This window comes from Pectobacterium wasabiae CFBP 3304 (genome assembly GCF_001742185.1).
GTDB classification, from domain to species: domain Bacteria; phylum Pseudomonadota; class Gammaproteobacteria; order Enterobacterales; family Enterobacteriaceae; genus Pectobacterium; species Pectobacterium wasabiae.
Map to the genome: position 1 here is coordinate 122,364 of NZ_CP015750.1, position 23,789 is coordinate 146,152.

General features: G+C 54.8%; 19 protein-coding genes and 1 pseudogene. 9 read left to right on the forward strand and 11 right to left on the reverse strand.

The annotated features are described in order from the left end of the window. Positions 1–11: 11 nt before the first annotated feature. Entirely contained in the window at positions 12–1,100 is a 1,089-nt protein-coding gene (locus tag A7983_RS00635; RefSeq protein ID WP_005969770.1) for an NADH:flavin oxidoreductase/NADH oxidase, read from the reverse strand. A 51-nt stretch (positions 1,101–1,151) separates the two neighbouring features. On the opposite strand from A7983_RS00635, the gene A7983_RS00640 reads away from it, so the two are divergent. The 5 genes from A7983_RS00640 (at position 1,152) to A7983_RS00660 (ending at position 3,790) form a co-directional block, all read left to right on the forward strand. Next, positions 1,152–1,493 (forward strand): ArsR/SmtB family transcription factor, encoded by a 342-nt coding sequence (locus A7983_RS00640; RefSeq protein ID WP_005969772.1) that lies wholly within the window; start codon positions 1,152–1,154, stop codon positions 1,491–1,493. Between the two features lie 80 nt (positions 1,494–1,573). Next, complete coding sequence (locus A7983_RS00645; RefSeq protein ID WP_005969773.1) at positions 1,574–2,095, forward strand: 1,2-dihydroxy-3-keto-5-methylthiopentene dioxygenase; 522 nt, start codon at positions 1,574–1,576, stop codon at positions 2,093–2,095. Positions 2,096–2,309: 214 nt separating this feature from the next. Beyond that, positions 2,310–2,870, forward strand: a complete 561-nt coding sequence (locus A7983_RS00650) for a hypothetical protein (protein ID WP_005969774.1) — start codon at positions 2,310–2,312, stop codon at positions 2,868–2,870. A 1-nt stretch (position 2,871) separates the two neighbouring features. Beyond that, on the forward strand, positions 2,872–3,162 hold the full coding sequence (locus tag A7983_RS00655) for a hypothetical protein (protein ID WP_005969775.1): 291 nt from the start codon (positions 2,872–2,874) through the stop codon (positions 3,160–3,162). A gap of 166 nt (positions 3,163–3,328) precedes the next feature. Beyond that, a complete protein-coding gene (locus tag A7983_RS00660) occupies positions 3,329–3,790 on the forward strand; it encodes a YehS family protein (protein ID WP_005969776.1) in 462 nt (153 codons plus the stop codon). 87 nt (positions 3,791–3,877) lie between these two features. On the opposite strand, the gene A7983_RS00665 is transcribed toward A7983_RS00660, so the two are convergent. From A7983_RS00665 to A7983_RS00705, 8 genes and pseudogenes are all read right to left on the reverse strand, one after another. Then, complete coding sequence (locus tag A7983_RS00665; protein ID WP_005969778.1) at positions 3,878–4,810, reverse strand: Rpn family recombination-promoting nuclease/putative transposase; 933 nt, start codon at positions 4,808–4,810, stop codon at positions 3,878–3,880. Between the two features lie 155 nt (positions 4,811–4,965). Further along, positions 4,966–5,799 carry a uroporphyrinogen-III C-methyltransferase gene (gene cobA / locus A7983_RS00670; RefSeq protein WP_005969780.1) on the reverse strand — a complete coding sequence of 278 codons (834 nt, stop codon included), beginning with the start codon at positions 5,797–5,799 and terminating at the stop codon, positions 4,966–4,968. A 25-nt stretch (positions 5,800–5,824) separates the two neighbouring features. After that, positions 5,825–8,533, reverse strand: coding sequence for a nitrate reductase (locus A7983_RS00675; RefSeq protein WP_005969782.1), 2,709 nt, complete (start codon positions 8,531–8,533; stop codon positions 5,825–5,827). Next, the gene (gene nirB / locus A7983_RS00680) at positions 8,530–12,717 is read right to left on the reverse strand and encodes a nitrite reductase large subunit NirB (RefSeq protein ID WP_081503808.1); all 4,188 of its coding nucleotides are present in this window, start codon (positions 12,715–12,717) and stop codon (positions 8,530–8,532) included. Before nirB ends, A7983_RS00675 begins: the two co-directional genes overlap by 4 nt. Positions 12,718–12,736: 19 nt before the next feature. Then, entirely contained in the window at positions 12,737–13,531 is a 795-nt protein-coding gene (locus tag A7983_RS00685; RefSeq protein ID WP_005969786.1) for an ABC transporter ATP-binding protein, read from the reverse strand. Between the two features lie 10 nt (positions 13,532–13,541). Further along, positions 13,542–14,456 carry a nitrate ABC transporter permease gene (gene ntrB, locus A7983_RS00690; RefSeq protein WP_005969787.1) on the reverse strand — a complete coding sequence of 305 codons (915 nt, stop codon included), beginning with the start codon at positions 14,454–14,456 and terminating at the stop codon, positions 13,542–13,544. A gap of 12 nt (positions 14,457–14,468) precedes the next feature. After that, positions 14,469–15,727: pseudogene (locus A7983_RS00695) on the reverse strand (ABC transporter substrate-binding protein). A 658-nt stretch (positions 15,728–16,385) separates the two neighbouring features. Continuing rightward, positions 16,386–17,675 (reverse strand): nitrate regulatory protein, encoded by a 1,290-nt coding sequence (locus A7983_RS00705; protein ID WP_005969791.1) that lies wholly within the window; start codon positions 17,673–17,675, stop codon positions 16,386–16,388. Between the two features lie 251 nt (positions 17,676–17,926). Between A7983_RS00705 and A7983_RS00710 the strand changes: the two genes are divergently transcribed. The 4 genes from A7983_RS00710 to A7983_RS00725 all read left to right on the forward strand — a co-directional run bounded on the left by A7983_RS00710 (position 17,927) and on the right by A7983_RS00725 (position 21,068). Further along, entirely contained in the window at positions 17,927–19,498 is a 1,572-nt protein-coding gene (locus A7983_RS00710; RefSeq protein WP_005969793.1) for a phage tail protein, read from the forward strand. Further along, positions 19,498–20,115, forward strand: a complete 618-nt coding sequence (locus tag A7983_RS00715; RefSeq protein WP_005969795.1) for a tail fiber assembly protein — start codon at positions 19,498–19,500, stop codon at positions 20,113–20,115. The genes A7983_RS00710 and A7983_RS00715 overlap by 1 nt, the downstream gene beginning before the upstream one ends. A 257-nt stretch (positions 20,116–20,372) precedes the next feature. Beyond that, positions 20,373–20,738 (forward strand): YidH family protein, encoded by a 366-nt coding sequence (locus A7983_RS00720; RefSeq protein ID WP_005969796.1) that lies wholly within the window; start codon positions 20,373–20,375, stop codon positions 20,736–20,738. Between the two features lie 3 nt (positions 20,739–20,741). Then, on the forward strand, positions 20,742–21,068 hold the full coding sequence (locus A7983_RS00725; RefSeq protein WP_005969797.1) for a DUF202 domain-containing protein: 327 nt from the start codon (positions 20,742–20,744) through the stop codon (positions 21,066–21,068). A 53-nt stretch (positions 21,069–21,121) separates the two neighbouring features. Here A7983_RS00725 and fdhE read toward each other — a convergent pair whose 3' ends face one another. Continuing rightward, positions 21,122–22,051, reverse strand: coding sequence for a formate dehydrogenase accessory protein FdhE (gene fdhE / locus A7983_RS00730; protein ID WP_005969798.1), 930 nt, complete (start codon positions 22,049–22,051; stop codon positions 21,122–21,124). A gap of 253 nt (positions 22,052–22,304) precedes the next feature. Beyond that, positions 22,305–23,750 carry an aminotransferase-like domain-containing protein gene (locus tag A7983_RS00735; protein WP_005969800.1) on the reverse strand — a complete coding sequence of 482 codons (1,446 nt, stop codon included), beginning with the start codon at positions 23,748–23,750 and terminating at the stop codon, positions 22,305–22,307. Positions 23,751–23,789: the final 39 nt, after the last annotated feature.

A 23,789-nucleotide genomic window follows, 5' to 3' on the forward strand; every position in this document is an offset into this window, starting at 1 on the left:
TTGATCGGTGATTAATAACGTTCCAGCCAGTGAGCATACGGCGTTGGCAGCGTCCACGAGGCGCGATCGATGCCCAGTTCGCGTGCGGCCTGATAGCTCCAGTGCGGGTTCGCCAAATGCGCTTTCCCCACCATCACTAAATCCAACTGACCCGATGCCACGGCCTGCTCAGCCAATTCCGGTGTCCCGAAGCCCCAAGCGGAGGACACAGGAAGATCGGCCTGCTCACGCACCTGCTGAGCAATCGGCCCCATAAAGGCCGGTCCCCACGGAATAGTCGCTTCCGGCGTAGAGAAGCCGATGCTGACACTCAGCATATCCAACCCTGCGGCTTTGAAACGGCGCGTCAGTTCGATGGATTCTTGCAGCGTTTCTTCATCGCGTCCGTCAAATTCAATCACGCCGAAACGGGCAGTCAGCGGCAGGTGCTGTGGCCAAACGTCGCGAACCGCAGCCAGCGTTTCCAGCAGGAAACGGCTACGGTTGTCAAAACTGCCGCCGTACTGATCGTTGCGTTTGTTAGAGTGAACAGAGAAGAAACTCTGCGCCAGATAGCCGTGTGCAAAGTGCAGTTCCAGCCATTCAAACCCGGCTTCCAGCGCACGGCGAGCGGCAGCGACAAAGTCATCACGAACGCGGGCGATATCTTCCAGCGTCATTTCCTGCGGCTGCTTGGGCAAATTCGCACCGAAAGGCGTAGCAGAAGGGGCAATCGTCTGCCAACCGCGCGAGTCACCCGCAGGGATATGATCATCGCCTTCCCAAGGAACGTTGGCACTGGCTTTACGTCCGGCGTGCGCAATCTGAATACCCGGCACAGAGCCCGCATCCTTAATAGATTTGGCGACCTTGGCAAACGCTTGTGCCTGCTCATCATTCCAAATTCCGGTACAGCGCGGAGAAATGCGGCCTTCAGGTGCCACAGCCGTCGCTTCCACGATAACCAACCCCGCACCACCACGTGCCAGCGATGCATAATGCACCTGATGCCATTCGTTGATCAGGCCATCGTTCGCGGAATAAGTACACATTGGCGGAACGGCGATACGGTTACGTAGCGTAATGTCTTTCAGTTTGAAGGGTTGAAACAGTGCGGACATAACATTTCCTACCTTGTCTGGTTACTTCGATAATTCGATATTAATCGAACAATGGATTTTAGACAACCCTATCGCTATAATTCATCTATGAGACCTTTTAAGCACCCGTCCCCTGAAGAATTTACTCTTGAGCGCGTCCTGTACGCCTTGAGCGATCCGTTGCGCCTAGCCATTGTGCGTTGTCTATCCGTACAAGAAGAAGCAACGTGTAGCGAACTCGACGGCGGTCGCCCGAAATCCAGCGTGTCGCACCATTTTCGCGTGTTGCGCGATTCGGGTCTGCTGCATACCAGCAACAGCGGCACCACGCACATCAACCGGCTGCGCCGCAGTGAAATGCAACAGCGCTTCCCCGGCCTGCTTGACGCGATCCTGGCTCAATCGGCGGAATAAGTTATAAAAAAAAGCATCTTGCTTTTTATCCCTATAAAAGGAATGGTTAAGACTCTTCTATACCTAAGGGAAAAGCAGACATGACAACACTCTCGATTTACCACCGTCCGCACATCACACAGCCTACTCAGCAACTCACCGCGTTTAATGACATTGCCGCACTGCTTGCCAGCGCCGGAATTCAGCTAGAACACTGGCAAACCGAAGCGCCTCCACTCGATGCCAGCAGCGAAACCATTTTGACGCAGTATCATGCCGATATTGAGCGGCTTAAACAGCAAGAAGGCTACACCTCCGCCGATGTGATCAGCCTGACGCCAGACCACGCAGAGAGAAAGGCACTACGGGATAAATTCCTTCAGGAACATACCCATAGCGAAGATGAAGTGCGCTTTTTTGTACGTGGTAGCGGTGCGTTCTTCGTGCCGATTGGCGAGCAGGTTTTCCAACTGACCTGTGAAGCAGGCGATCTCTTACGCGTCCCCGCCAACACACCGCACTGGTTTGACTGTGGTGAATTTCCTGATTTTGTTGCGATCCGTATTTTTACCAATCCAGAAGGCTGGGTTGGGCACTTTACCGGGCGAGAGACGTTTCACTAATCAGCGGAAATATCTTCTACCATCAGATTACCTCGTGGCTCAGAGCAGGAAAAACCGGGGCGCGCCATCGCAAAATGGCCGTCGGCATCATCGCGCCGAATGATCTATATCCAGATTATTCTCATGTACCAATAATCCCATTTTATCTAGAAAAGAAGAATAATTCTGATTTGCTGTTTTTCCTTTCCCTTTACTGAGAAAAGGAGTTCTTCCAATGCTGAGACGCAGCGGCCCAGATTGGGTCAGACTTTATCCGGGTAGTGCCTCTATCCAAGATCTTCGTTCACCTTTTCGCACATCGGTGGAGAGATTTATTGCTGCACTTCAAGCTTCTAACGCACAGGTGACGATATCCGCCACTCTTCGTCCTCCCGAACGCGCCTATCTGATGCACTGGTCCTGGATGATTGCACAAGGAAGGGCACAAGCAGAAAGCGCTACACCTATGGTTGGCGTAAATATTCAGTGGGTTCATCCAACTCCTGCCGAGAGTGTCCGAGCCGCCGCCGCAATGGTCAATGCTTACGGCATGAGCAGACTGAATGTGGCACCGGCGCTACGCAGCCGCCACACGGAAGGGCATGCAATTGATATGGACATCAGTTGGCGAGGTGAACTCACAATCCAAGACAGCGGAGGCAACAACATCAACATCAGAACACAGCCTGCCACAGGTATGAATACGGAATTACATCGTGTTGGAGCAAGCTACGGCGTCATAAAGTTTCATGGCGGAGAGAGAGATAGGCCCCATTGGTCAATTGATGGAAGGTAAAATGAAAAAATTAGTGTTTGCGTGGACAACAGCGTTGCTTCTTTCTGGCTGTGTACTGGCGAAACACGCCGATACTTTACCCGATGACGTTAAAATATTTCTGGATAATGCTGACACCTGCCAACACTTTGCTGGTGAATGGGACAGTTCACTATCGGAAGAGCGACAGAAGGAAATAGAACGCTCCGTGGATCAATATTGCGGTACCGCGCAGAAACAACAGTCGGTATTGCAGAAAAAATACAAGGGCAACAAAACCATCGAGAAGAAACTCGCAGCCTATCAATTCTAAGCGACAGATTCTCTGCCTCTAACAACGTCAATGACGACGGCAAGGCATGATACCCACTTTCGGAACAAAAATTCATCATAACGGTAGCGATCGCATCTGCATTTCTCCGTAGTTCCCTTTATACTGTGCGTTTTGTACCAAGACGAACGGCGAGACCCTATCAGTAATGATGAACAACGATGTCCTGCGCAGCGTGCGCTATATGCTGAATTTCAATAATGACCACCTGCTGAAGATTCTGACGCTGGTGGAGATGACCGTTCCTCCCCAGCAGTTGGCGAGCTACGTCAAAAAAGAGGGAGAAGAAGGCTATCAGCCTTGCCCGGACATCGTGATGAGCTATTTCCTGAACGGGTTGATTCTGCAAAAACGCGGTCAAGATGAGAACCAGCCTGCACCACAGTTTGAACGCAAGATGACGAATAACATTATCCTGAAAAAGCTGCGTGTCGCCTTTTCACTAAAAACGGATGATATTCAGGCGATCCTAATGGCACAAAATTTTCGCATTTCAGTGCCGGAAGTCACCGCGATGATGCGCGCCCCTGACCACAAAAATTATCGCACCTGCGGCGATCAGGTGATCCGCTACTTTCTGAAAGGGCTGACCGCGCGAGTCAAAGGCTAAAAGTGCCCCGTTAACAAAAGACGTGAGCGTTGCCTATCGACCTTTTCTCGTAAAAGCCACTGACAACGCTCCGTTTTTAGTACGGTATCAATGTTGAGTTTCATGCAGGACAGCAGTTACCAGTTGCTCCAACTCTTCTGTCTCAAGCTGAGTAACCTGTTGCACGCTGTTCTTATCCATCCCCGTTAGCAATAAATTACGGGCAATCTGTTTGGCGCTATTTTTCATGCCTTGTGCTAATCCTTGCTGAATACCGCGTTGGACTCCCTCATCGAATCCCATTTTTTTCAATTGTTCTGCAATCGTCATAATGTCCTCCTGACCGGTTGATAGCGGTGCAGCTAGTGCGTCAATGAAATCTACGGGTTTGGATGTGTTTCCCGCTTGTGCAATATAAAATAACAGCGCTCGACGCTGGGTCAGCGGCACCGACCAGCGTTCAAATAGTAACCCAATCTCACGCGCCAACTCCAGCATATCACGGGTACGAATGTGCTTCTGTACCAGTTCCAGTAACGCCATACGCCGGTGCGTGCGAATCTCATCGTCCAGCATGACGGTTAAATCCACCAGTGGGAAGGGTTGTTCATACAGCGTTTGTGCCAATACAGGATCGGCAAAACTGTCCAACCACCGCAGACTATAAGGATAAGGCTTCGACCTACCATGGTAAAACAGCAGCGGCACCACCAATGGTAAGCGATCGTGTCCCTGATCCAGATGTTGCTGCATGGCGGCCAGGCAATAGCGCAGCAGCCGGAAAGCCATCTGCTTTTCTGGGCGACTTTGGTGTTCAATCACACAGTAAATATACCCTTTGCCTGCGGTCGTACGCAGTGAGTACAACACGTCCGATATCCGCGCACGCAGCTTTTCATCGATAAACGACGCCGACTCCAGTTGCAGCGTGCTGAAATCACATCGCTCACGGATTTCATTCGGCAGATGAATGGTCAGAAAATCCCGTGCGACGGCGATGTCGCTTAGAAACTGTTTGAAAATCGCATCATGCGATGGCATCTCGTCCCCTTCCCTGTCAGACACTGGATAAAAATTCAGTGGGAGAGTAACGGGGACGCGATAAGAAAGCAGAAAAGAGCGTAGAAAGTGGAAAGCGCCCCGAAGAAAAATCTGTTTATGTCGAGGCGCTGAGTGCAGACAGGGGGCCGTTTCCGTCAGGCGGCCTCATGCTTTTCCATCGTCAGCAGCGCAGGCGTCGCTTCAACATGCAGCGCCGGGTGACGACAGAAGCGGACGACATCGCCGACCACCAGCAGGCTCGGCGACTGTGGCTGATAGCGCGCCAATAATGCCGGTAAGGTCGCCAGCGTCGCGGTTAGTAATCGCTGATCGGGTTGAGTACCGCGTTCGATAATCGCAACAGGCGTCTGTGCTGACAGCCCGTGTTCAATCAAGCGCTGGCACAGTCGACTGCTGTGGCTCAGCCCCATATAAAACACCAGCGTTTGCTGGCTGTCCGCCAACGTCGACCAGTCCAGTTGCGGCTCGCCGTCGCGCGAATGACCGGTCACGAAACGCACCGACTGTGCACAAGCACGGTGCGTTAGCGGAAGTCCCACGGCCGCCGCACAACCTGTCGCGGCGGTAATGCCCGGCACCACATGACAGACGATCCCCGCCTGCTGGGCATAATCCATCTCTTCGCCGCCGCGCCCAAAAATAAACGGGTCGCCGCCTTTAAGACGGATCACCCGCTGCCCAGCCTGCGCCAGCTCAACCAACAGTTGATTAATTTTTTCCTGTGACAGTCGATGACAGCCGCGCGTTTTACCCACGTCGATACACAGCGCCAACTCTGGCACCAGATCCATAATCTCCGCCGATACCAGCCGATCGTAGACCACTACATCCGCCTGCTGGATTGCCCGCAGCGCCTTCAGCGTCAGCAGTTCTGCATCACCCGGCCCTGCGCCCACCAGCCAGATTTCACCGCCGAGTACGGGCTGACGCCGCTGACCTTGTGCCAATATTGATTGTGTTGTCATCATGTCACACCTCATTACGCCGTGGCGCTCAACCTGCTTTTTTCAATTCATTGACCGTTATCGGCACATGCTGACTCAATAACGCCTTCAGTTCGGGGATACAGGAACCGCAGTTAGTGCCGCATTTCAGCGTGCCGCCTAATGCCGCCACGCTGTGGCACCCTTTGCGAATCGCGCCAACAATGATCGCCTCGCCAACGCTATAGCAACTGCAAATCGTTGCGCCTTGCTTCACTTGTCCCTGCGGTGCCTGACCCGCTAGCAGCGCGTGACGCTCGTGCGCTAGCTGCGGTGGCGTGATAAACGCCTGACGCACCGCATCGCTGTCGATGCGCAGCGCCTGTGCACTGACATAGCAGGCCAGCACTACGTGCCCCTCTCGCCAGCCAACCAGATGAAATACGCCGTTACCCTGCGCGATCTGGCACTGCATGTTTTCCAATCCATAATGCTCAATCAGCCATGCCTGCCAGTCGTTTACCGGCGTGTGGTCGGCAAACAGATACTGCGTCACGCCCTCATGAGGGATCTTGCTCCAATAGGTCGCAGGTGGCGGCAAAACATCATGTTCTGTGGGTAATGTTAATAGCGATGAAACGGGTTCATCGGCAAAAAACAGCGTGGCCTGCCAGGCGGTATGCCACGGCTGGATACGTACCCGACTGTGCTTGCTTTCCGGCTGGCCGGAATAGGGATCGGTAATCGGGGCAACTAAACTGTCGGCTCGTGCCTGAGCGCTGAACTGTTGATTCCAGTGCATCGGCACGAACACGCTGCCGCGCACCTGCCCGACGTCGAGACGCGCCCGCGCCAGCATCCAGCCGTGCACCGACGACAGACGCACCAGATCGCCCGCCTGAATATCATGCGTCTGCGCATCCTGTGGGTGCAGCTCGCAATAAGGTTCGCTGATATGACGCATCAGACGGACGGCTTTACCAGTACGCGTCATGGTGTGCCACTGATCGCGAATGCGCCCGGTGTTCAATACCAGTGGATACGCTGCGCTCCACGAGCTTTGTGGCAGCGACGGCGTTACCGCCACCAGACGCGCTTTTCCGTCCACATGCCAGAATCGTCCATCGTCACCCAGTCGCGCACGCCCGTGCGGGAACGCGGCATTCACCGGCCACTGTATCGGTTCCAACTGCTGCCACTGCTGATTGCTGAGCGTTGCCAGCCCGCTGATATCAAACGCACGGCTGCCGTTATTTTCAAACCCCGACAGAGCCGCATGTTCGCGGAAAATCTCTGCGGGATGCTGATAAGTGAACGCGTCGGCAAATCCCATGCGCTGTGCCACCTGACTCAACATCCACCAGTCGGCTTTGGCTTCTCCCGGCGCAGGCAGAAAGGCACGCTGGCGAGACAACCGGCGTTCGGAATTGGTCACCGTACCGTCTTTTTCCCCCCAGCCTAACGCAGGGAGTAAGATATCGGCGGTTTCTGCGGTATCGGTATGACGCATCACCTCGGAGACAATTACCAGCGGGCAGCGCTCCAGCGCCTGTTTCACGCGGTCGGCATCCGGCATCGATACCACCGGATTGGTGCCCATAATCCACACGGCTTTAATGTCGCCGCGTTCAACCGCACGGAACAGATCCACCGCATTCAGACCGGGCTGTGTCGCTACGTTATCGCTCCGCCAAAAACGTCCCACGCGATCGATATCCTGCGGCGTAAACCCCATATGGCTGGCAAGCTGATTAGCCAGTCCGCCGACTTCCCGACCGCCCATAGCATTTGGCTGTCCGGTTATCGAAAAGGGACCACTACCAGGTAAACCGATTTTGCCGCTCAGCAGATGAACATTGATAATCGCATTACATTTATCGCTGCCGGAAGACGACTGATTGACGCCCTGAGAATAGAGCGTAACCACCTTCTCGCTGGTGCTGAATAAGTGATAGAAACACGCGATATCGGCCTCATCCAATTGACAGAAATCTGCCACCTGCGCCACCGACCATGCTTGCGCTGACAGTAGTGCTTCCTGCACGCCGGAAAAGCGTCCAGCCAATGCGGCGAGATCGATACGCGAGTCCTGTGCAATCCAATGCAGCAGGCCGTTAAACAGCCCGGCATCGCTGCCGGGTTGCAGCGGCAAATGCAGATCGGCAATATCACAGGTTGCGGTGCGTCGCGGGTCGATCACCACCACCTGCATCTGCGGCCGCTGCCGTTTCGCCTGCACCAACCGCTGATACACCACCGGATGTGCCCAGGCAGTATTCGAGCCCACCAGCACCACCACATCCGCCTGTTCAATATCTTCATAATTACAGGGAACGGCATCCGCCCCTAATCCGCGCTTGTAGCCAACCACCGCCGACGCCATACACAGGCGTGAGTTGGTGTCCATATTGGCGATGCCAATAAAACCCTTCATCAGCTTATTAGCGACGTAATAATCCTCCGTCAACAACTGGCCTGAACCGTAAAAAGCCACCGACTGCGGGCCGTGCTGCTGCATGGTCGCCAGCAGCCGTTCGGCTACCGTATCGAGCGCCAGCTCCCAGCTAACGCGACGCCCTTCCACTAGCGGCCACAGCAATCGGCCTTTTAAATCCAGCGTATCTCCCAGCGCGGAACCTTTGACGCACAGGCGACCAAAGTTCGCCGGGTGTACGGGATCGCCGCTGATCTTTACCGCACCTTGCCCATCGTGTTCTGCCAGCACGCCACAGCCGACGCCACAATACGGGCAGGTTGTCCGACAGACGCGCGCGTTCATGATGCTTTCGCCATAGCATTGTCTACCAGACCGACGCTTTCCGGCACAGCCAGCGGTTGACGGCATACCCAAATTTCGTCGTCTTCCACGCGCACCGGCCAGGCGCGAACATACAACGCACTGTCATCCGTGCTGACGCCATCTCGTAGCTTGAAGCGTTTTTTGTACAGCGGAGAAATCACCACCGGCTCACCCGCGACATCACCGATCAACCCACGCGACAGCACATTCGCCCCGCTGCCCGGTTCGTGGTTTTCTAACGCGTACACCTGCTGCTCGCTGCCCGGCAGGTGGAACAGCGCGATCTGCTGCTGCCCGAGGCGGGCCGCCATGCCGGCATGACGCGGAATGTCACCCAGCGTCGCGACCTGTACCCATTCGGCTTCATGCGCGGCGGGTTTCAGAGCTACCGGTTCTGGCGATATCGCTTTTTCATGCTCCTGCGCTGGACGGATCTGCCCGCGCTCCGGCACCATCACCACCGCTTCATCCGGACTATCGCTGTTCAGGAAGCCACGGAACAACGCCAGACGTTCCGGGCTTTCGAGCGTGGTTTGCCATTCGCACTGGTAGGCCTCCACCACGCGCTGCATCTCTTTATCTAACTCTTCGCCGATATTCAGACTGTCTTCCAGAATCACCTGACGCAGATAGTCGATACCGCCTTCCAGATTGTCCATCCAGGTGCTGGTTCGCTGGAGACGATCGCCAGTGCGGATATAAAACATCAAGACCCGATCAATGGTGCGCAACAGGGTTTCGGTATCCAGATCGCTGGCAAACAGATCCGCATGACGCGGTTTCATGCCGCCGTTGCCACACACGTAGAGATTCCAGCCTTTGTCTGTGGCAATCACACCGATATCTTTGCTTTGTGCCTCCGCACATTCGCGGGTACAGCCGGAAACCGCCATTTTGACTTTATGCGGTGAGCGTAGCCCTTTGTAGCGCTGCTCCAGTTGGATTGCCAGCCCGGTGGAATCCTGCACGCCGTAGCGGCACCAGGTCGATCCCACGCAGGATTTCACGGTACGCAGCGATTTACCGTAGGCATGACCGGTTTCAAATCCAGCGTCGATCAGTTCACGCCAGATCGCCGGAAGCTGTTCCAATCGTGCACCAAATAAATCCACCCGCTGCCCGCCAGTGATCTTGGTGTACAGGTTATAGCGCTGCGCCACCTGACCGATAGCGATCAGTCCTGCCGGGGTGATCTCCCCCGCCGGAACACGCGGCACGACGGAATAGGTGCCATCTTTCTGGATGTTGGCAAAGAAACGGTCGTTGGTATCCTGCAACGGCAGATGCTGCGGTTGCAGCAGATAGTCATTCCAGCAGGACGCCAGCATAGAACCCACCAGCGGCTTACACACTTCACAACCTAAACCGTGGCCGTAACGCTCAAGAAGGATGTCGAACGAGCGGATCTCATGCACGCGGATCAGGTGATATAGTTCCTGACGTGAGTAGGCGAAGTGCTCGCAAATATCCTTTTTCACTTCGACGCCCAGTTGCGTCAGTTCGTACTCCATCACCTGCTTAAGCAGTGGCACACAGCCACCGCAGCCCGTTCCCGCTTTGGTGCAGGTTTTCAACGCGCCCAGTTCGCCGCAGCCGCCCGCTACCGCAGCGGAGATATCGCCTTTGCTGACGTTATGACAGGAACAGATCTGTGCAGTGGCCGGTAAGGCCGCCACGCCCAGCCCTTTCGGTGCATCGCCAGAACGCGCAGGTAAAATCAGCCCTTCCGGCTGTGCAGGCAACGGCATATCGTTAAGCATCATTTGCAACAGCGTACTGTAATCACTGCTGTCGCCAATCAGTACCGCCCCCAGTAAATGCTTACCGTCGGCAGAAACGACGATTTTCTTGTAGACTTCGTTCGGGCCATCCGTCCACTGGTAGCTTTGGCTCCCCGCGGTGCGCCCGTGCGCATCGCCAATCGAAGCCACTTCCACACCCAGCAGCTTCAATTTGGTACTCATATCTGCGCCGGTAAACGGCGTATCACGCTGCGCTAACGTATCCGCCACGCTGCGTGCCATCTGGTAGCCCGGTGCCACCAGCCCGAAAATCTGGCCTTTCCACAGCGCACATTCACCAATAGCGAAAATCGCATCGTCTGAGGTCTGGCAACGGTCATCGATCACGATACCGCCGCGCGGCCCTTTCTCTAAATCACAGCTATCCGCCAGTTTGTCGCGCGGACGAATGCCTGCGGAAAATAGCACCAGATCGGTTTCCAACACGCTGCCGTCAGCAAAGCAGAGACGATGCAATGCCTGCTCGCCGTCAGTAATTTCACGTGTTTCTTTGCTGACATGAATCTGTACGCCCAGCGCCTCGATCTTGCGACGCAGCATGGCGGCACCGCCGTCATCCAACTGCACCGCCATCAGGCGCGGTGCAAATTCCACCACATGAGTATCTAGCCCCAATTGACGCAGGGCGTTGGCGGCTTCCAGCCCCAGTAAACCGCCACCAATCACCACACCGGATGTGGCCTTTTTCGCCTGCACCGCAATCGCATCCAGATCGTCCAGCGTGCGATAAACCAAACAACCAGGGCGCGTATTGCCGGGGATTGGCGGAACAAACGCGTAAGATCCCGTCGCCAACACCAGTTTGTCGTAGGCGGTTTCTCGGCCCTGCGCATCACATACGCACTGACGTTCACGATCGATCGCCACAATCTCGCTGCTGCTGCGCAATTCAATGCCGCTCTCGGCAAAAAAGCCGTCTTTTACCAGCGACAGCGACGCGGCGCTACGCCCGGAAAAATATTCAGAAAGATGGACACGATCGTAGGCTTCATGGCGTTCTTCGCCAAATACCACGATGTGGTAATGCTGGTGCAGGTCACGCTCAACCAATTGTTCAAGAAAATAGTGGCCGACCATACCGTGGCCGACGACCACCAAAATAGGTTTGCTCATGACAGGAATCCTTACAGCTTCAGGCTGTGAGTCAGAATCAGGGGAAGAAAGACCGAAAAGCAGTGAGGCAGGCGGTATCATCTCGCCTTCAGTGGTGCTATCCATTGCAGCTAGCAGGCGCGGGCTGTCGTCAGTGTCGCCATACAGTAGGACGCCGCTCAGCCGACCGTCGCGCAGGAGCAGACGGCGATAGTGCTGCGTCTGCGGATCAAACGTGGTGTACACCTCATCATTCGGTGCCACGTTAATATCGCCGCCGCTGACCACGCCAATTCCCGTGACTTTCAGTCGCGTCGTCGCCTGCTCACGCTGATAGTCTTGCGGTGCATGTCCAGCAAGGCGCTGCGCCACCAGCGTGGCATGGGCGAAACACGGAGCCACCAGCCCAAAGGTTTCGCCATTAAGTTCGCAGCATTCACCAATCGCGCTGATATGCGGATCGGCGGTTTGCAGTTGTCCGTCCACCAGTACACCGCGATTGCAGGGCAAGCCACACTCGCGAGCCAGTTGGCTGGCGGGAATCACGCCAGCGGTCACCACCACCAGTCCGGCGGGGATCGTGCGACCATCTGCCAGCGCGACCGCCGTTACGCCGTGCTCATCACCATGCAGCGCCGCAACCTGCACATCCGTCTCGCAGGCAATACCGCGCGCACGCAGACTGTCGCACAGCAAGTCGCTCGCCGTGGCATCCAGTTGACGTTCCATTAAAATGGGAGCGCGATGCAACAACGTAACGTCAGCACCACGCAGTCTCAGCGCCGCTGCCGCTTCAATACCGAGCAGACCACCGCCAATCACTACCGCAGGAACGGACTGAGCAATTGTCGCTAACATCAGCTCAACATCATCCAGCGTGCGGAAACCACATACCCCCGCCAGATCGATACCGGGCATCGGCGGCATAAACGGCGTAGATCCTGTCGCCAGCACCAAATGATCGTAATGCAACTGCCGTTGCGTCGTTGTCACCTCACGCGCTTGGCGGTCGACACGGGTGACCCGCTCACCCAGCAGAGTGTTCACCGGCAGCGCCGCATCGTTGTCGATAGCCGCAGGCGTCAGCAGCGTATCCGTAAACGCTTTTTCACCGCTCAATACCGGCGACAGTAGGATGCGGTTATAGCTGACGCGTGGCTCATCACCAATTACGGTGATTCGGTAGCGCGTCGCGGCCAGTTGCCGCAGCACATCGACGAATCGTGCGCTCGCCATCCCGTTACCAATCACTATAAGATGCGGTTTCATCATCGTTCTGGCCTCGCTATCAGGCTGCTTTAGGCTGTTTTTCATAGAGGAAATGCAACACCTGCTGACGGTAGTGGTGGTAGCGTGGATCGTCAGCCAGCGCGACGCGTGAACGCGGGCGTTCCAGCTCGACCGTCATGATCTCACCGACCGTCGCCGCCGGGCCGTTGGTCATCATCAGTACGCGATCCGACAACAGCACCGCCTCGTCGACGTCGTGCGTAATCAGCACAATCGTGGTTTTCAAGCGCTGCTGAATCTCCATCACCGCATCCTGAAGATGCGCACGGGTCAGCGCATCCAGCGCACCGAATGGTTCATCCATCAGCAGTACTTTCGGTTTCATTGCCAGCGCACGGGCAATCCCCACACGCTGCTTCATCCCACCGGAGATCTCATTCGGTCGCTTGTTCAATGCATGCCCCATGTGTACCAGTTCCAGATTGTGGGCAATCCATTCGTGCATTTCGTGCTTGTTCATCTGCCCGCGGAATACCTGACGTACCGCCAGCGCCACGTTTTCGTAGGTAGTTAGCCACGGCAGCAGCGAGTGATTCTGAAAGACCACGCCGCGCTCCGGCCCCGGCCCGTCGATTTCACGGTTGTCACACAGCAGGCCACCGCTGCTCGGCAACGTCAGGCCAGCAATCAGGTTCAATAACGTGGACTTACCACAGCCGGAGTGGCCGATCAGGCTGATCGTCTCTCCGGTGTGAATATCAAAGCTCACCTGATCCAGCGCCAGAAACTCACCGCTGGCGGTATTGAAACGCTGGCTCACCTTTTGCACTTGGATAATCGGGGTTGTACGCATCGTCGGCTCCTTAGCGGTTGTCATAGCTGAAACGGTTAGCAATCCACACCAGTCCCTGCTCAAGCAGCAGACCGATAACGCCAATCACCACGATGGCAATGATGATGTTTTCCACATTCAGGTTGTTCCACTCATTCCAAATCCAGAAGCCGATACCGACGCCGCCGGTCAGCATCTCTGCCGCCACAATCACCAACCAGGCGATGCCAATCGACAGGCGCACGCCGGTCAATACGTTAGGCAATACCGCAGGCAGCAGAATTTTGTGCATGATGGCGAATTCAGAAAGCTTCAGTACGCGCGCCACGTTCAGGTAATCCTGCGGGATACGGCGCACGCCTTCGGCGGTATTGAGGATCATCGGCCAAATGGAACAGATGAAAATAGTCCAACTGGATGCCGGTTCAGCACGTTGGAACAGCAGCAGACCGATAGGCAACCATGCCAGCGGGCTGACCGGACGCAACAGCGAAATGATCGGGTTAAACATGTTGGCCAGAAAGGTAAAGCGGCCAATCAGGAAACCAGCGGGAATACCCACCAGCGCCGCCAGACCGAAACCGATACCCACGCGTTGCAGCGAGGCCAATACGTTCCAGCCAATGCCTTGATCGTTCGGCCCTGCGATATAAAACGGATCGGCAAAGAGGCTGAGCGCCGCAAGCCAGGTCGTCCACGGCGTTGGGAAATTTTCGCTGTTGAGCGCAGCAATCTGCCAGACGGCAACCAGCAACCCGAGCCCGAGTAAGGCAGGGAAAAGGTGTTGAAACAGCTTACGCAGCAACGGACGGTAGGAAAAAGCGGGAGCCGTCGGCGCGTTCTCAGCCATTGCTGGCTTGGTTGGCAGCGGCATAATGTCGGCGCTGTGTATGGTTTCCGGGGCGTTATCCGCAGTAATTGGAATGACCTTGGCCTGGTTTTTCATCATCAACCTCACTTATTTCTTCACGCTAAAACTGTTGGCATAACCCGCCGGATCGCTACCGTCCCAGCGGCGACCGTCGATGAGCACGCTGCTGCGCATGTCGCTACCGGGCAACGGCACATTGCCTACGGCATCGGCTGCCTGTTTGTAGATATCAATGCGGTTAACCTGCTTCGCGACGGCCAGATAGTCCGGGTCTTCAGTGAGTAAGCCCCAGCGTTTATGCTGGGTGAGGAACCACATCCCGTCGGACAGATACGGGTAGTTCACCGAACCGTCGTGGTAGAAACGCATTGCGTGTTCGTCTTTCCAGCTTTTCCCCAGCCCATTTTCGTACTGGCCCAGCATGCGTCCGACGATGGTTTCTTCTTTGGCATTGATGTACGCACGTCCGGCAACCACACCAGCCGTCTCGCGACGGTTGTCATCTGAGGCATCAATCCAACGCGACGCATCGAGGATCGCAGCAGTCAATGCGCGGGCGCTGTTCGGATTGGCGCTCACCCAGTCAGCGCGGGTACCGAGCACTTTTTCCGGGTGATCCGGCCAAATATCTTGTGAGGTGGCCGCGGTAAAGCCGATTTTTTCGCTGATGGCACGCTGGTTCCACGGCTCGCCGACACAATAGCCGACCATGTTGCCAATCTTCATGTTCATCACCATCTGCGGTGGCGGCACCACCACGGTGCGCACGTCGTTCAACGGATGAATCCCGCGGAGGCCAGCCAGTAGTAGAGCCACATCGCATGCGTTCCCGTCGGGAAGGTTTGTGCGAAGGTGTAAGTACCCGCCGGGCTGGCAGCGACATATTTTTGCAGCGCGGCAAGGTCAGTGACGTTGGCTTCTCGCAGTTGGTTCGCCAGCGTAATCCCTTGTCCGTTCTGGTTGAGCGTCATCAGTGCCGCCATGTTGCTCTGCGCCCCGGACAGCCCCATTTGCAAGCCGTACAGTTGGCCATACAGAATATGCGCAGCATCTAGCTCGCCCGATACCAGCTTGTCACGGACCGCTGCCCAACTGGCTTCTTTGCTGGGAACGAGAGTGATGCCGTATTTCTTATCGAAACCTTTCACTGCCGCCATCACGACCGAGGCGCAGTCCGTTAACGGGATGAACCCCACCCGAATTTCCTTTTTCTCCGGCGCGTCGGAACCCGCAGCCCAAGCGCTATTCATCAACCCTGGCAGCATCAGGCTGCCTCCCAGTGCGGCGCTCCCCAACAGAAATTGGCGGCGAGAGACGGTCATGCTTTTGGTTTTGGAATCACTCATCAACGACACCCTTGCGCAAAACACCCTTTCAGGTGGTAAAAACAAAAACGGCGTCCACAAGCCCATGCAGAATCTGCACGCTTATGGACGCCGTTGTCCGATTAACACTTTCCGCACCGCCGTTGGCCCGAAACGCATTATGAATGTTTGGTTGTTGCTAATGAGTTAAAGCAAGGTTTGTGCCAGCTATCACAGTTTTACATCTTTCCAAGGGGATGGTTTAATCGAGAGGTGAATTGAAATTTCGATAACAACATGTAATTTAAGGTTATTATTTCGTGCGCTAGAATATTGCCATTTCTATGCTATGTCGTAGCACGCGCCCAACACGGGGCGCTCAGTCGCCGCCGCCCCGTGACCCATGGCTTTTTCGCGAGAAATAACGTCGCTACGCGATACCTTCAGAAAAAACAGCCTCTTAACGGACCGCCGTTGACGCGTTCCCGACGCGGCAACGGCTTTCGCGGCTTCCCTGCCGCTCATCCTAAGCCTGTTTTTCCTTCAGCGTTATTTACGCTCATCACAACACAACGACAGCGAGAACCAGCTACGCGCGAAACTACCACCCACAACCATTAACTCCGCGATTTGTTCTTCACAAGACAGAGTTTTGCACCGCCAACTGGCAGAACACGCACAGTTCATGTGCATACACCCCTTAAGAGGTAGCCCCGAATACATCTGCCACCGCGAGCATCGCTGTCGCAATTTCAATCAGCTTTTTATTCTGGCTCATCGCCATGCGCCTGAGGGTTTTGTAAGCTTCTTCTTCGCTTAATCCGCGATGCTGCATCAGCAATCCCTTCGCACGATCGATCTGTTTTCTTTCATTCAATGTGGCACGCAGCGCGGCCAATTCATGATCCTGTGCCTGCAAGCGCCGCGACTGTTGCTGCACCAGTGAGAGCAGCGAGCGCCCCAACTGTGGGCTGACGCCGTCGCTATGTAGCCAGCCGGGCTGTGCGTTTTGCCCTTCCACGTCGTGACTGGCGATAAATATCGAATAACCTGAATCATCGCTTTCCTGCTGTGCCATCAACGCTTCAAAATCCGCCTGCTGATCGCTGCACGCCTTCTCCGCCGCCGCAATACGCGTTCGACAGCGCTGCATCAGCGTCAGCTCCAGTTCATCTTCCATTTTTTTCATTTCATCGATGCGCCGCGTGGCAATCGAAAACCAGTGCAGGCTATCGACTTCCGACAGTTTTTCTATCGGGCTACGAGTGCACACAATGCGCCGCAGACGTTCAAATTCGCTGTCTACCGCGATGGCACGCCAGCGCTGCTGGCTTTCTTCATCACTAAAATCTAAAAAGGTATCGAAACAGCGCTCCTGCCGCTCGATCAAGTCCAGCAGCTTTTGTCGGGTATCTTCATCAACGTAGCCCCTTGCATAGGCTGCCGCGCCGACAGCACGCTCCTGCCCCGCCAGCTCTTTTCCTTGCATAAAGCTGAACATGGCAATCAGCGCACGAGAAATCCCCGGATCGGCCGCCGTGTCCGACACCTCAAAAACCAGCGCCAATAGGTTACGAATAATGTCGTTGAAAAACGTCATCGCCTGCGGCTGGGGCAGCAAACGCTGGCGAGTCTGCTGACGCAGCGCAGGCAGCAGGCTCAGCGCATAGACTACGCTGGCGACGCGGCTAAATAGGCGGCTCGCCTGCGGTAATTCCGCCGTCATTTTCTCCAACCCAGCCAGATGCATCATCAAATGCCCCAGCGCCGCCTGCACGTCTTTTTCACGTAGCACCAGCTCGTCGGCAAAGAACCGTCCATCGGAGCAAAGAAACAGGTTTGCCGTTCCCCGTTCACGCTGCAATAGATGCACAAGCTGACTGATTTTTCCCACCAGTTCACCACTTTGCAACAGATAGCGCAGGCTGTTGAGCTCACACTGGCGCGAGGCGAGTAAAAATCGAATTGTTGTTGAAGGCTCCGCTACCATCGCTGTCTCTCCTGAAAAAACCACTCACTGGAATATGCAATTAGTGCGCCAGTTACATCAGCCCACAACGGACAAGTAGCAAGAGCATGCTGTCCACACGATGGCTGCTACTTTCATGCACTTTTCACCTTAATTTTTAAACTCCGTTGCTAAACCTTCCCTACCCCAAAAGGTACTCTCCTCACCGTTACTAAAACGGTTTTATAGCCATAGCACGGCAGCTATGCCACAGCCCATAGGAGCGTATGAACATGGCGAATTTATCTGAACAAGAAAGCTGGATTGATGGGATTTATCAGCTTGAAACATCGGACCCGGTTGTCGCGGGCCCTGGGGGAATTTCCAACCGTCAGGCTGAACAGTTAGCCAGCCGCACGGCTTACCTGAAAAAAGCGCAGGAAACGACGGGCGATAGTTTGCAAAAGCATCTCGCCGCCAGCGATCCGCATGCGCAATATGCCCCCAAAAATAGCCCGGCGCTAACGGGAACGCCCACCGCGCCAACCACAGTGCAAACGGCAAATAACACGCAAATTGCCACCACGGCCTTTGTGAAATCGGCCATTGCCGCACTGATCAATGGTTCTCCGGCTGCGCTCGATACACTGCAAGAGCTGGCGAATGCGTTAGGTAACGATCCACATTTCAGCACAACCATATTGAATGCGATTGCTGATGTAAAAACGGATGCGGCCAATAAGCTGAATGCCCATGCTTCCATTATCGATGCACACCCCCAGTATGCGCCGAAAGCCAGCCCTGTATTCACGGGAACACCCACAGCGCCAACGGCAGCCTCCGGTGCGAATGACACGCAACTGGCGACCACGGCCTTTGTGAAAGCGGCTGTGACGGCGTTGGTTAATGGTTCCCCGGCAGCGCTCGATACGCTGCAGGAGCTGGCGAACGCATTAGGTAATGATCCGAACTTCAGCACAACGGTGCTGAATGCACTGGCGGGGAAGCTGGCGAAAGACCAGAACGGGGCAGATATTCCGAATAAAGCAGAGTTTCGTAAAAATATGGGACTCGAAAAACAAACGGGGATGGATGATACAACTACTGGACGCATGATTATCAACGGCGGCCATGGACTGGGCGCAAATGCACGTCCGCGGCCTAATGGCTCAACTGGTGGCGAAATGGGATGTGGATTTTTCTCATATAGCGCGAACCAAGCTGACAACCCGTTTCCAGGCACAGGCGCATCAGGTATTCACGTTCAGGAAGCCGCAACATATGGATGGGATTTACTAGGTAGAGACAGTGTCAGTCTATCATTTAAATTACGTCAGTTTTCATATAACTCAGTTAGTCAGTGGGTTGACATTTGGCATTCAGAAAATCTGAATCCAGCGGCGATTGGCGCTATGCCAACATCTGAACTCACTGGCATCCCCCTGCCATTCCCTGGCGCTGTCGCCCCCCTAGGTTGGCTGAAATGTAACGGTCAGCAGTTCGACACCGCGCAATTTCCTGTTTTAGCATCCCACTATCCGAACGGTTTCTTGCCCGATTTACGTGGAGAATTTATCCGTGGCTGGGATGACGGACGCGGGGCTGATGCTGGCCGTGCGCTACTGTCAGCACAAACTGATGCAATAAGAAATATTACCGCATCGCGAATTGGTGTTGCGGAATGGACCAGTGGTGAAGATTCGGGAGCATTTTCAACAACATTTAACAATAGTGCACAATTAGGTTCTGGTACAGGCTCTTGTCGGTGGGGAAACTTAACTTTTGACGCATCCCGAACTGTCCCAACAGCAAACGAAAACCGTCCCCGTAATATCGCCTTTAACTACATCGTGAGAGCAGCATAATGAGCACCTATTCAACACAAATTAAAAACGCAGAACTGAATGAACGTGGGTTGGCTATCAACGAAGGCTGGATCACGGTTTATCACGTTAATCCGGCTACGCGGGAATACCAAACCGCCAGCTATGAATATGTGATGCAAGGTGTCGGCCTGCCTGCTGACAGTTACACCGACGAACCACAATTGCCGCCAGTTGGACAAGCCCTGCGCCGTTCCGCTGATGGTACATTGTGGGAATCGGTGCCGGACTATCGCGGCCAGACGGTTTACAACACGGAAACCCGTCAAGCTCAGACTGTTACGCAGTTAGGAGAGTTGTCTGATGACTTCACGTTGCTGCAACCAGAAACCGAATTTGATAAATGGAACGGTAAGCAGTGGGGGCTCGATCAAGCCGCACAAGCCGCCGCCGCTATCAAAAATGCACAGCAGGAGCTTGCTACACGCAAAGTCGCAGCCACGTCTCGCATTAATGAATTGACGTATGCCGTTAACCTCAATATTGCGACAGATGCGGAGAAAGACGCGCTTGCAGAATGGCAGAAATACGCGGTGCTGCTGAGCCGTGTAGCGGTAAATACTGATGAGTTCGACTGGCCAAACTCGCCGAATTCATAACGGGAATTTGTCATTTTCTTACGATCTGCGAGATAGTTAACACGATACATTTATCATACGGCACATCGTAAAGTGGTGCTCTGTCTGGTAGAACATCACACTGGGAAAGATACTGCGTAACAACCGTGTTTGGCAGGCCATTTCATTCTTACGGAAATGGCCTGTCGTGTTACCCTCTTACACGATGCCAACTCCGCCGCGGTAACGGTAACCAAAGCGCGCGTTAAACAACATTCAACCTGAAATCAGACGACAACATGACAACACCCAGACAGGAAAAGACCCCGTGGTGGAGTCAGGGGAAAACCCCGGACTACCGTTTTTCATTAGCGAATGAGCGCACCTTTCTGGCGTGGATTCGTACTGCGCTGGCGTTTCTCGCAGGTGCGGTCGGTATCGATCAATTTACCGTGCACATCGATCCGTTGGTGCGTCAGGGGTTGGCTCTGTTGCTGGTCGTCTGCGCGGCGCTGCTTGGCGGTTTGGCTTATCGCCGCTGGGTCAGCAATGAAAAGGCCATGCGGCAGGAAAATGATATGCCGTACACGCCGATGTTGCTGATCGTGACGCTGTTTATCACCCTCATTGCCCTCGCGCTTGCCGCCATGATTCTGTTCGGGTAACGCATGGAAACCCCTCGCGATCCGGGATTGCAGCCACAGCGAACCGGCATGGCCTGGTCCCGCACGCTGTTTGTAATGTTGATCAACAGCCTGCTGTGTTTTCGCCTCAGCATGGTAGACGACAGCCGCGCAGTGTTTGCCTGCGCCATGCTGTTGTTATGCGTTTCCGCGCTGATGTCGGTGCTAGCGATTGTGCGTTATCGTTTTAATGCCAGTTGCCAGTTGGTGCTATCGCGCATTAGTCACGGGCTGATCGTGATGACATCAGCGTCCATTGTGATCACTGCGCTAGTATTGCTGCTGCATTTCAGTGGCGTGTGGCAGAGGTAGGTTTTCTGAAAGAAAGGCGGTGAAGCCCAAATGTGCTTCACCGAGTAAACCGATTATTCGATCGAACTTTCCGGGAACAGGAACGGGTTGATGCTACTGCGAGAAAAGCCCTCTTCCTCCATCTTCACATCCAGCACCAGCGACGCCAGATCGTCGGCGACGGCTTCCACACGGTGATCTTTTTCCTGATATAACAGCTTCAGGTACGTGCCGCAGTGACCACAGCTTTCCGCTTTGATTGCGGAGTTTTCACTATCCAGCGACCAGTAATTAAGCTCGCTCGATTCTTCGCAGTTGCTGCATTTCACCCGCACCATGTGCCATTCGCTTTCACACAGATTACAGTGCAGATAGCGCAGTCCGCTGGACGTGCCTAACTGCACCACACCCGATACCGGAATACTGCCGCACACCGGGCAGAACTGGCGATGTTCACCGGGTACGGCACGTGCTTTACCGGGCAACAGACCAGCCATCTGCGCCCAGAACAGCGACAATGCCGCCCAGATGAACGGAGCTTTATCGTTATTTTCGGCTCTAAACTCGTGTTGCAGCAGCGCCGTTGCCTGTTCTTCCAACTCCTGCTCTGAGGCTTTTTCCAGATTCTCCAGCGTGGCTAACACCTGCCCGCTGGCATCCGGTTTCAATTCTTCAATCAACGCACGCAGCAGCGTATGCCAGTGCGCATCACGCGGGAACACCGCGATATCGAGCGGCGGGCGTTCGCCGGACTGTTTCAGCACGTCACTCAGGTCAAGCTGCAACGGATGATCGTGCAACACCTTCTGCTGAGCCTCCACTACGCCTGCGGCGAAGATGAGATAATCCCCCAGCGGGTGATCTTCAGCTAGCTGACGCAGACGCTCCGCACGGCTGCTGTACAGACTCTTCAGATTGGCGAAAAGCAACGGAGGAATATTTCCTTCCGGCATCGATTTTTCATTCTGTTCTAACTGTTCCTGAGGAACAATACGAATACTCATCAGGGGGATTTTTCCTGTTATTTACGTTGTCTATCCGATAGATTTCGGGGTGCAGGAAGGCCGCCAGCGCGGTCCGAAAGATAGCGGGTATAGCTCACCTTTGGCCGAGATTATACTCATCATGCCTATCGACTTCCTGATTTCCGGCAAGGTTATGGCTGTTTTTCGCCATCAACGATTCTTTGCCATCAATAGGGTTACCTTCCGTCATGACGTAGACAGTAGCAGAAAAGCGGCAAACCTCTCCACACCTCTAAAGAGGTGTTCGCGTCAGACATTCGTTTATCTGTGCCCGAATCAGCGCCGCTAATACGGTCACGCTTTGTTCACAACGTTCATCCCATTCGTAGGAAGCGTTAAAACGGAAATAGCGATCGAATTGGTCACCGGTCGTAAACATTTTCCCCGGCGCAATGCTAATGCCCCGCTCCAGCGCACGACGGTAAAGCACCGTACTGCTGACGCCTTCCGGCAATTCCAGCCAGAGAAAATAGCCGCCTTGCGAAGGATGAATACGAACTTCACCCGGCACATGTCGGCGTAACGACTGTAACGCCGCCTGTTTACGCTGCTCCAGCGCCCGCCGCAGGCGACGCAGATGGCTGTCATAGCTGCTGGTCGCCAGATAGTCCGCAATCGCCAGTTGCATTGGTGCGCTGGTTGATAATGTACTCATTAGCTGTAAACGTTGAAGATTTCCCGCATAGCGCCCCGCAGCCACCCAGCCGATACGAAATCCTGCCACCAGATTTTTAGAAAACGAGGAACAGTGCAGAACCGTCCCTTTTTTATCCAACGCCTTAGCGGGTAGCGGCCGTTGCAGACCGGCGTATAGCTCGCTATAGACGTCGTCCTCGACCAGCCCGACATCGTGTTTTTCCAGCATCGCCACCAGCCGCTGCTTCTTCTCCCAGGACAACGTATAGCCGAGCGGGTTATGGAAATTGGTCATCAGCCAGCAGGCTTTGATCGGGTAGTCATTCAACGCCTGCTGCAACGCATCAAGATCGATGCCCTGCTGCGGATCGGTCGCAATCGCAATGGCCTTGAGCTTAAGGCGTTCAATCGCCTGTAGCGCACCGTAAAAAGCCGGAGACTCGATCACCACGTAATCACCCGGCTCCGTCAATACCTGAAGGCTGAGGTTGAGGGACTCCATCGCCCCTGCTGTAATCACAATTTCATCGGGCGAGACGGCTATTCCCTGCAATGCATAGCGCTGGGCGATGCTCTTCCTCAGATTCTCGTTACCCGGCGGTAAATTATCCAGTGCACTTTGTGGTTGCATATGGCGTGCTACCGAGGCCAGTGAACGCGTTAACTGGCGCTGCGGAAAGAGCTGTGGATCGGGAAATGCCGATCCGAACGGCATCACCGCTGGATCTTTGCTGGCTTGAAGCACGTCAAAAATGAACGCGTTAACATCTACATCTTCGGTAATCTGAACGCGATTCTGCCCGACTGGCGAATGTGAACTGTCTGTTAGCGATAATTGCGGGGCCACGTAGTAACCAGACTGCGGGCGCGACACAATCAGCCCTTGGCTTTCCAGCAGTTGATACGCGTGCAGTACCGTCATTAGGCTCATACCCGCATGCAGCGATTTTTCCCGCAGCGAGGGTAATTTGTCGCCCGGCCGCCAGATGCCTTCCTGAAGCTGCTCACGGATCTGGTGGGCAAGCTGTTCAAACTTTGCCATAGCACTACGGTTTCGCTGGATGAGTATGTCATTATTTTG

Coding starts and splice junctions, on each gene's coding strand:
- A7983_RS00685 (WP_005969786.1), bottom strand. CDS start 13,531: ATGCGTACAACCCCGATTATCCAAGTGCAAAAGGTGAGCCAGCGTTTC.
- nirB (WP_081503808.1), bottom strand. CDS start 12,717: ATGAAACCGCATCTTATAGTGATTGGTAACGGGATGGCGAGCGCACGA.
- A7983_RS00645 (WP_005969773.1), top strand. CDS start 1,574: ATGACAACACTCTCGATTTACCACCGTCCGCACATCACACAGCCTACT.
- A7983_RS00650 (WP_005969774.1), top strand. CDS start 2,310: ATGCTGAGACGCAGCGGCCCAGATTGGGTCAGACTTTATCCGGGTAGT.
- A7983_RS00735 (WP_005969800.1), bottom strand. CDS start 23,750: ATGGCAAAGTTTGAACAGCTTGCCCACCAGATCCGTGAGCAGCTTCAG.
- A7983_RS00725 (WP_005969797.1), top strand. CDS start 20,742: ATGGAAACCCCTCGCGATCCGGGATTGCAGCCACAGCGAACCGGCATG.
- A7983_RS00715 (WP_005969795.1), top strand. CDS start 19,498: ATGAGCACCTATTCAACACAAATTAAAAACGCAGAACTGAATGAACGT.
- ntrB (WP_005969787.1), bottom strand. CDS start 14,456: ATGAAAAACCAGGCCAAGGTCATTCCAATTACTGCGGATAACGCCCCG.
- A7983_RS00705 (WP_005969791.1), bottom strand. CDS start 17,675: ATGGTAGCGGAGCCTTCAACAACAATTCGATTTTTACTCGCCTCGCGC.
- fdhE (WP_005969798.1), bottom strand. CDS start 22,051: ATGAGTATTCGTATTGTTCCTCAGGAACAGTTAGAACAGAATGAAAAA.
- A7983_RS00655 (WP_005969775.1), top strand. CDS start 2,872: ATGAAAAAATTAGTGTTTGCGTGGACAACAGCGTTGCTTCTTTCTGGC.
- A7983_RS00710 (WP_005969793.1), top strand. CDS start 17,927: ATGGCGAATTTATCTGAACAAGAAAGCTGGATTGATGGGATTTATCAG.
- A7983_RS00635 (WP_005969770.1), bottom strand. CDS start 1,100: ATGTCCGCACTGTTTCAACCCTTCAAACTGAAAGACATTACGCTACGT.
- cobA (WP_005969780.1), bottom strand. CDS start 5,799: ATGATGACAACACAATCAATATTGGCACAAGGTCAGCGGCGTCAGCCC.
- A7983_RS00660 (WP_005969776.1), top strand. CDS start 3,329: ATGATGAACAACGATGTCCTGCGCAGCGTGCGCTATATGCTGAATTTC.
- A7983_RS00675 (WP_005969782.1), bottom strand. CDS start 8,533: ATGAACGCGCGCGTCTGTCGGACAACCTGCCCGTATTGTGGCGTCGGC.
- A7983_RS00640 (WP_005969772.1), top strand. CDS start 1,152: ATGGATTTTAGACAACCCTATCGCTATAATTCATCTATGAGACCTTTT.
- A7983_RS00720 (WP_005969796.1), top strand. CDS start 20,373: ATGACAACACCCAGACAGGAAAAGACCCCGTGGTGGAGTCAGGGGAAA.
- A7983_RS00665 (WP_005969778.1), bottom strand. CDS start 4,810: ATGCCATCGCATGATGCGATTTTCAAACAGTTTCTAAGCGACATCGCC.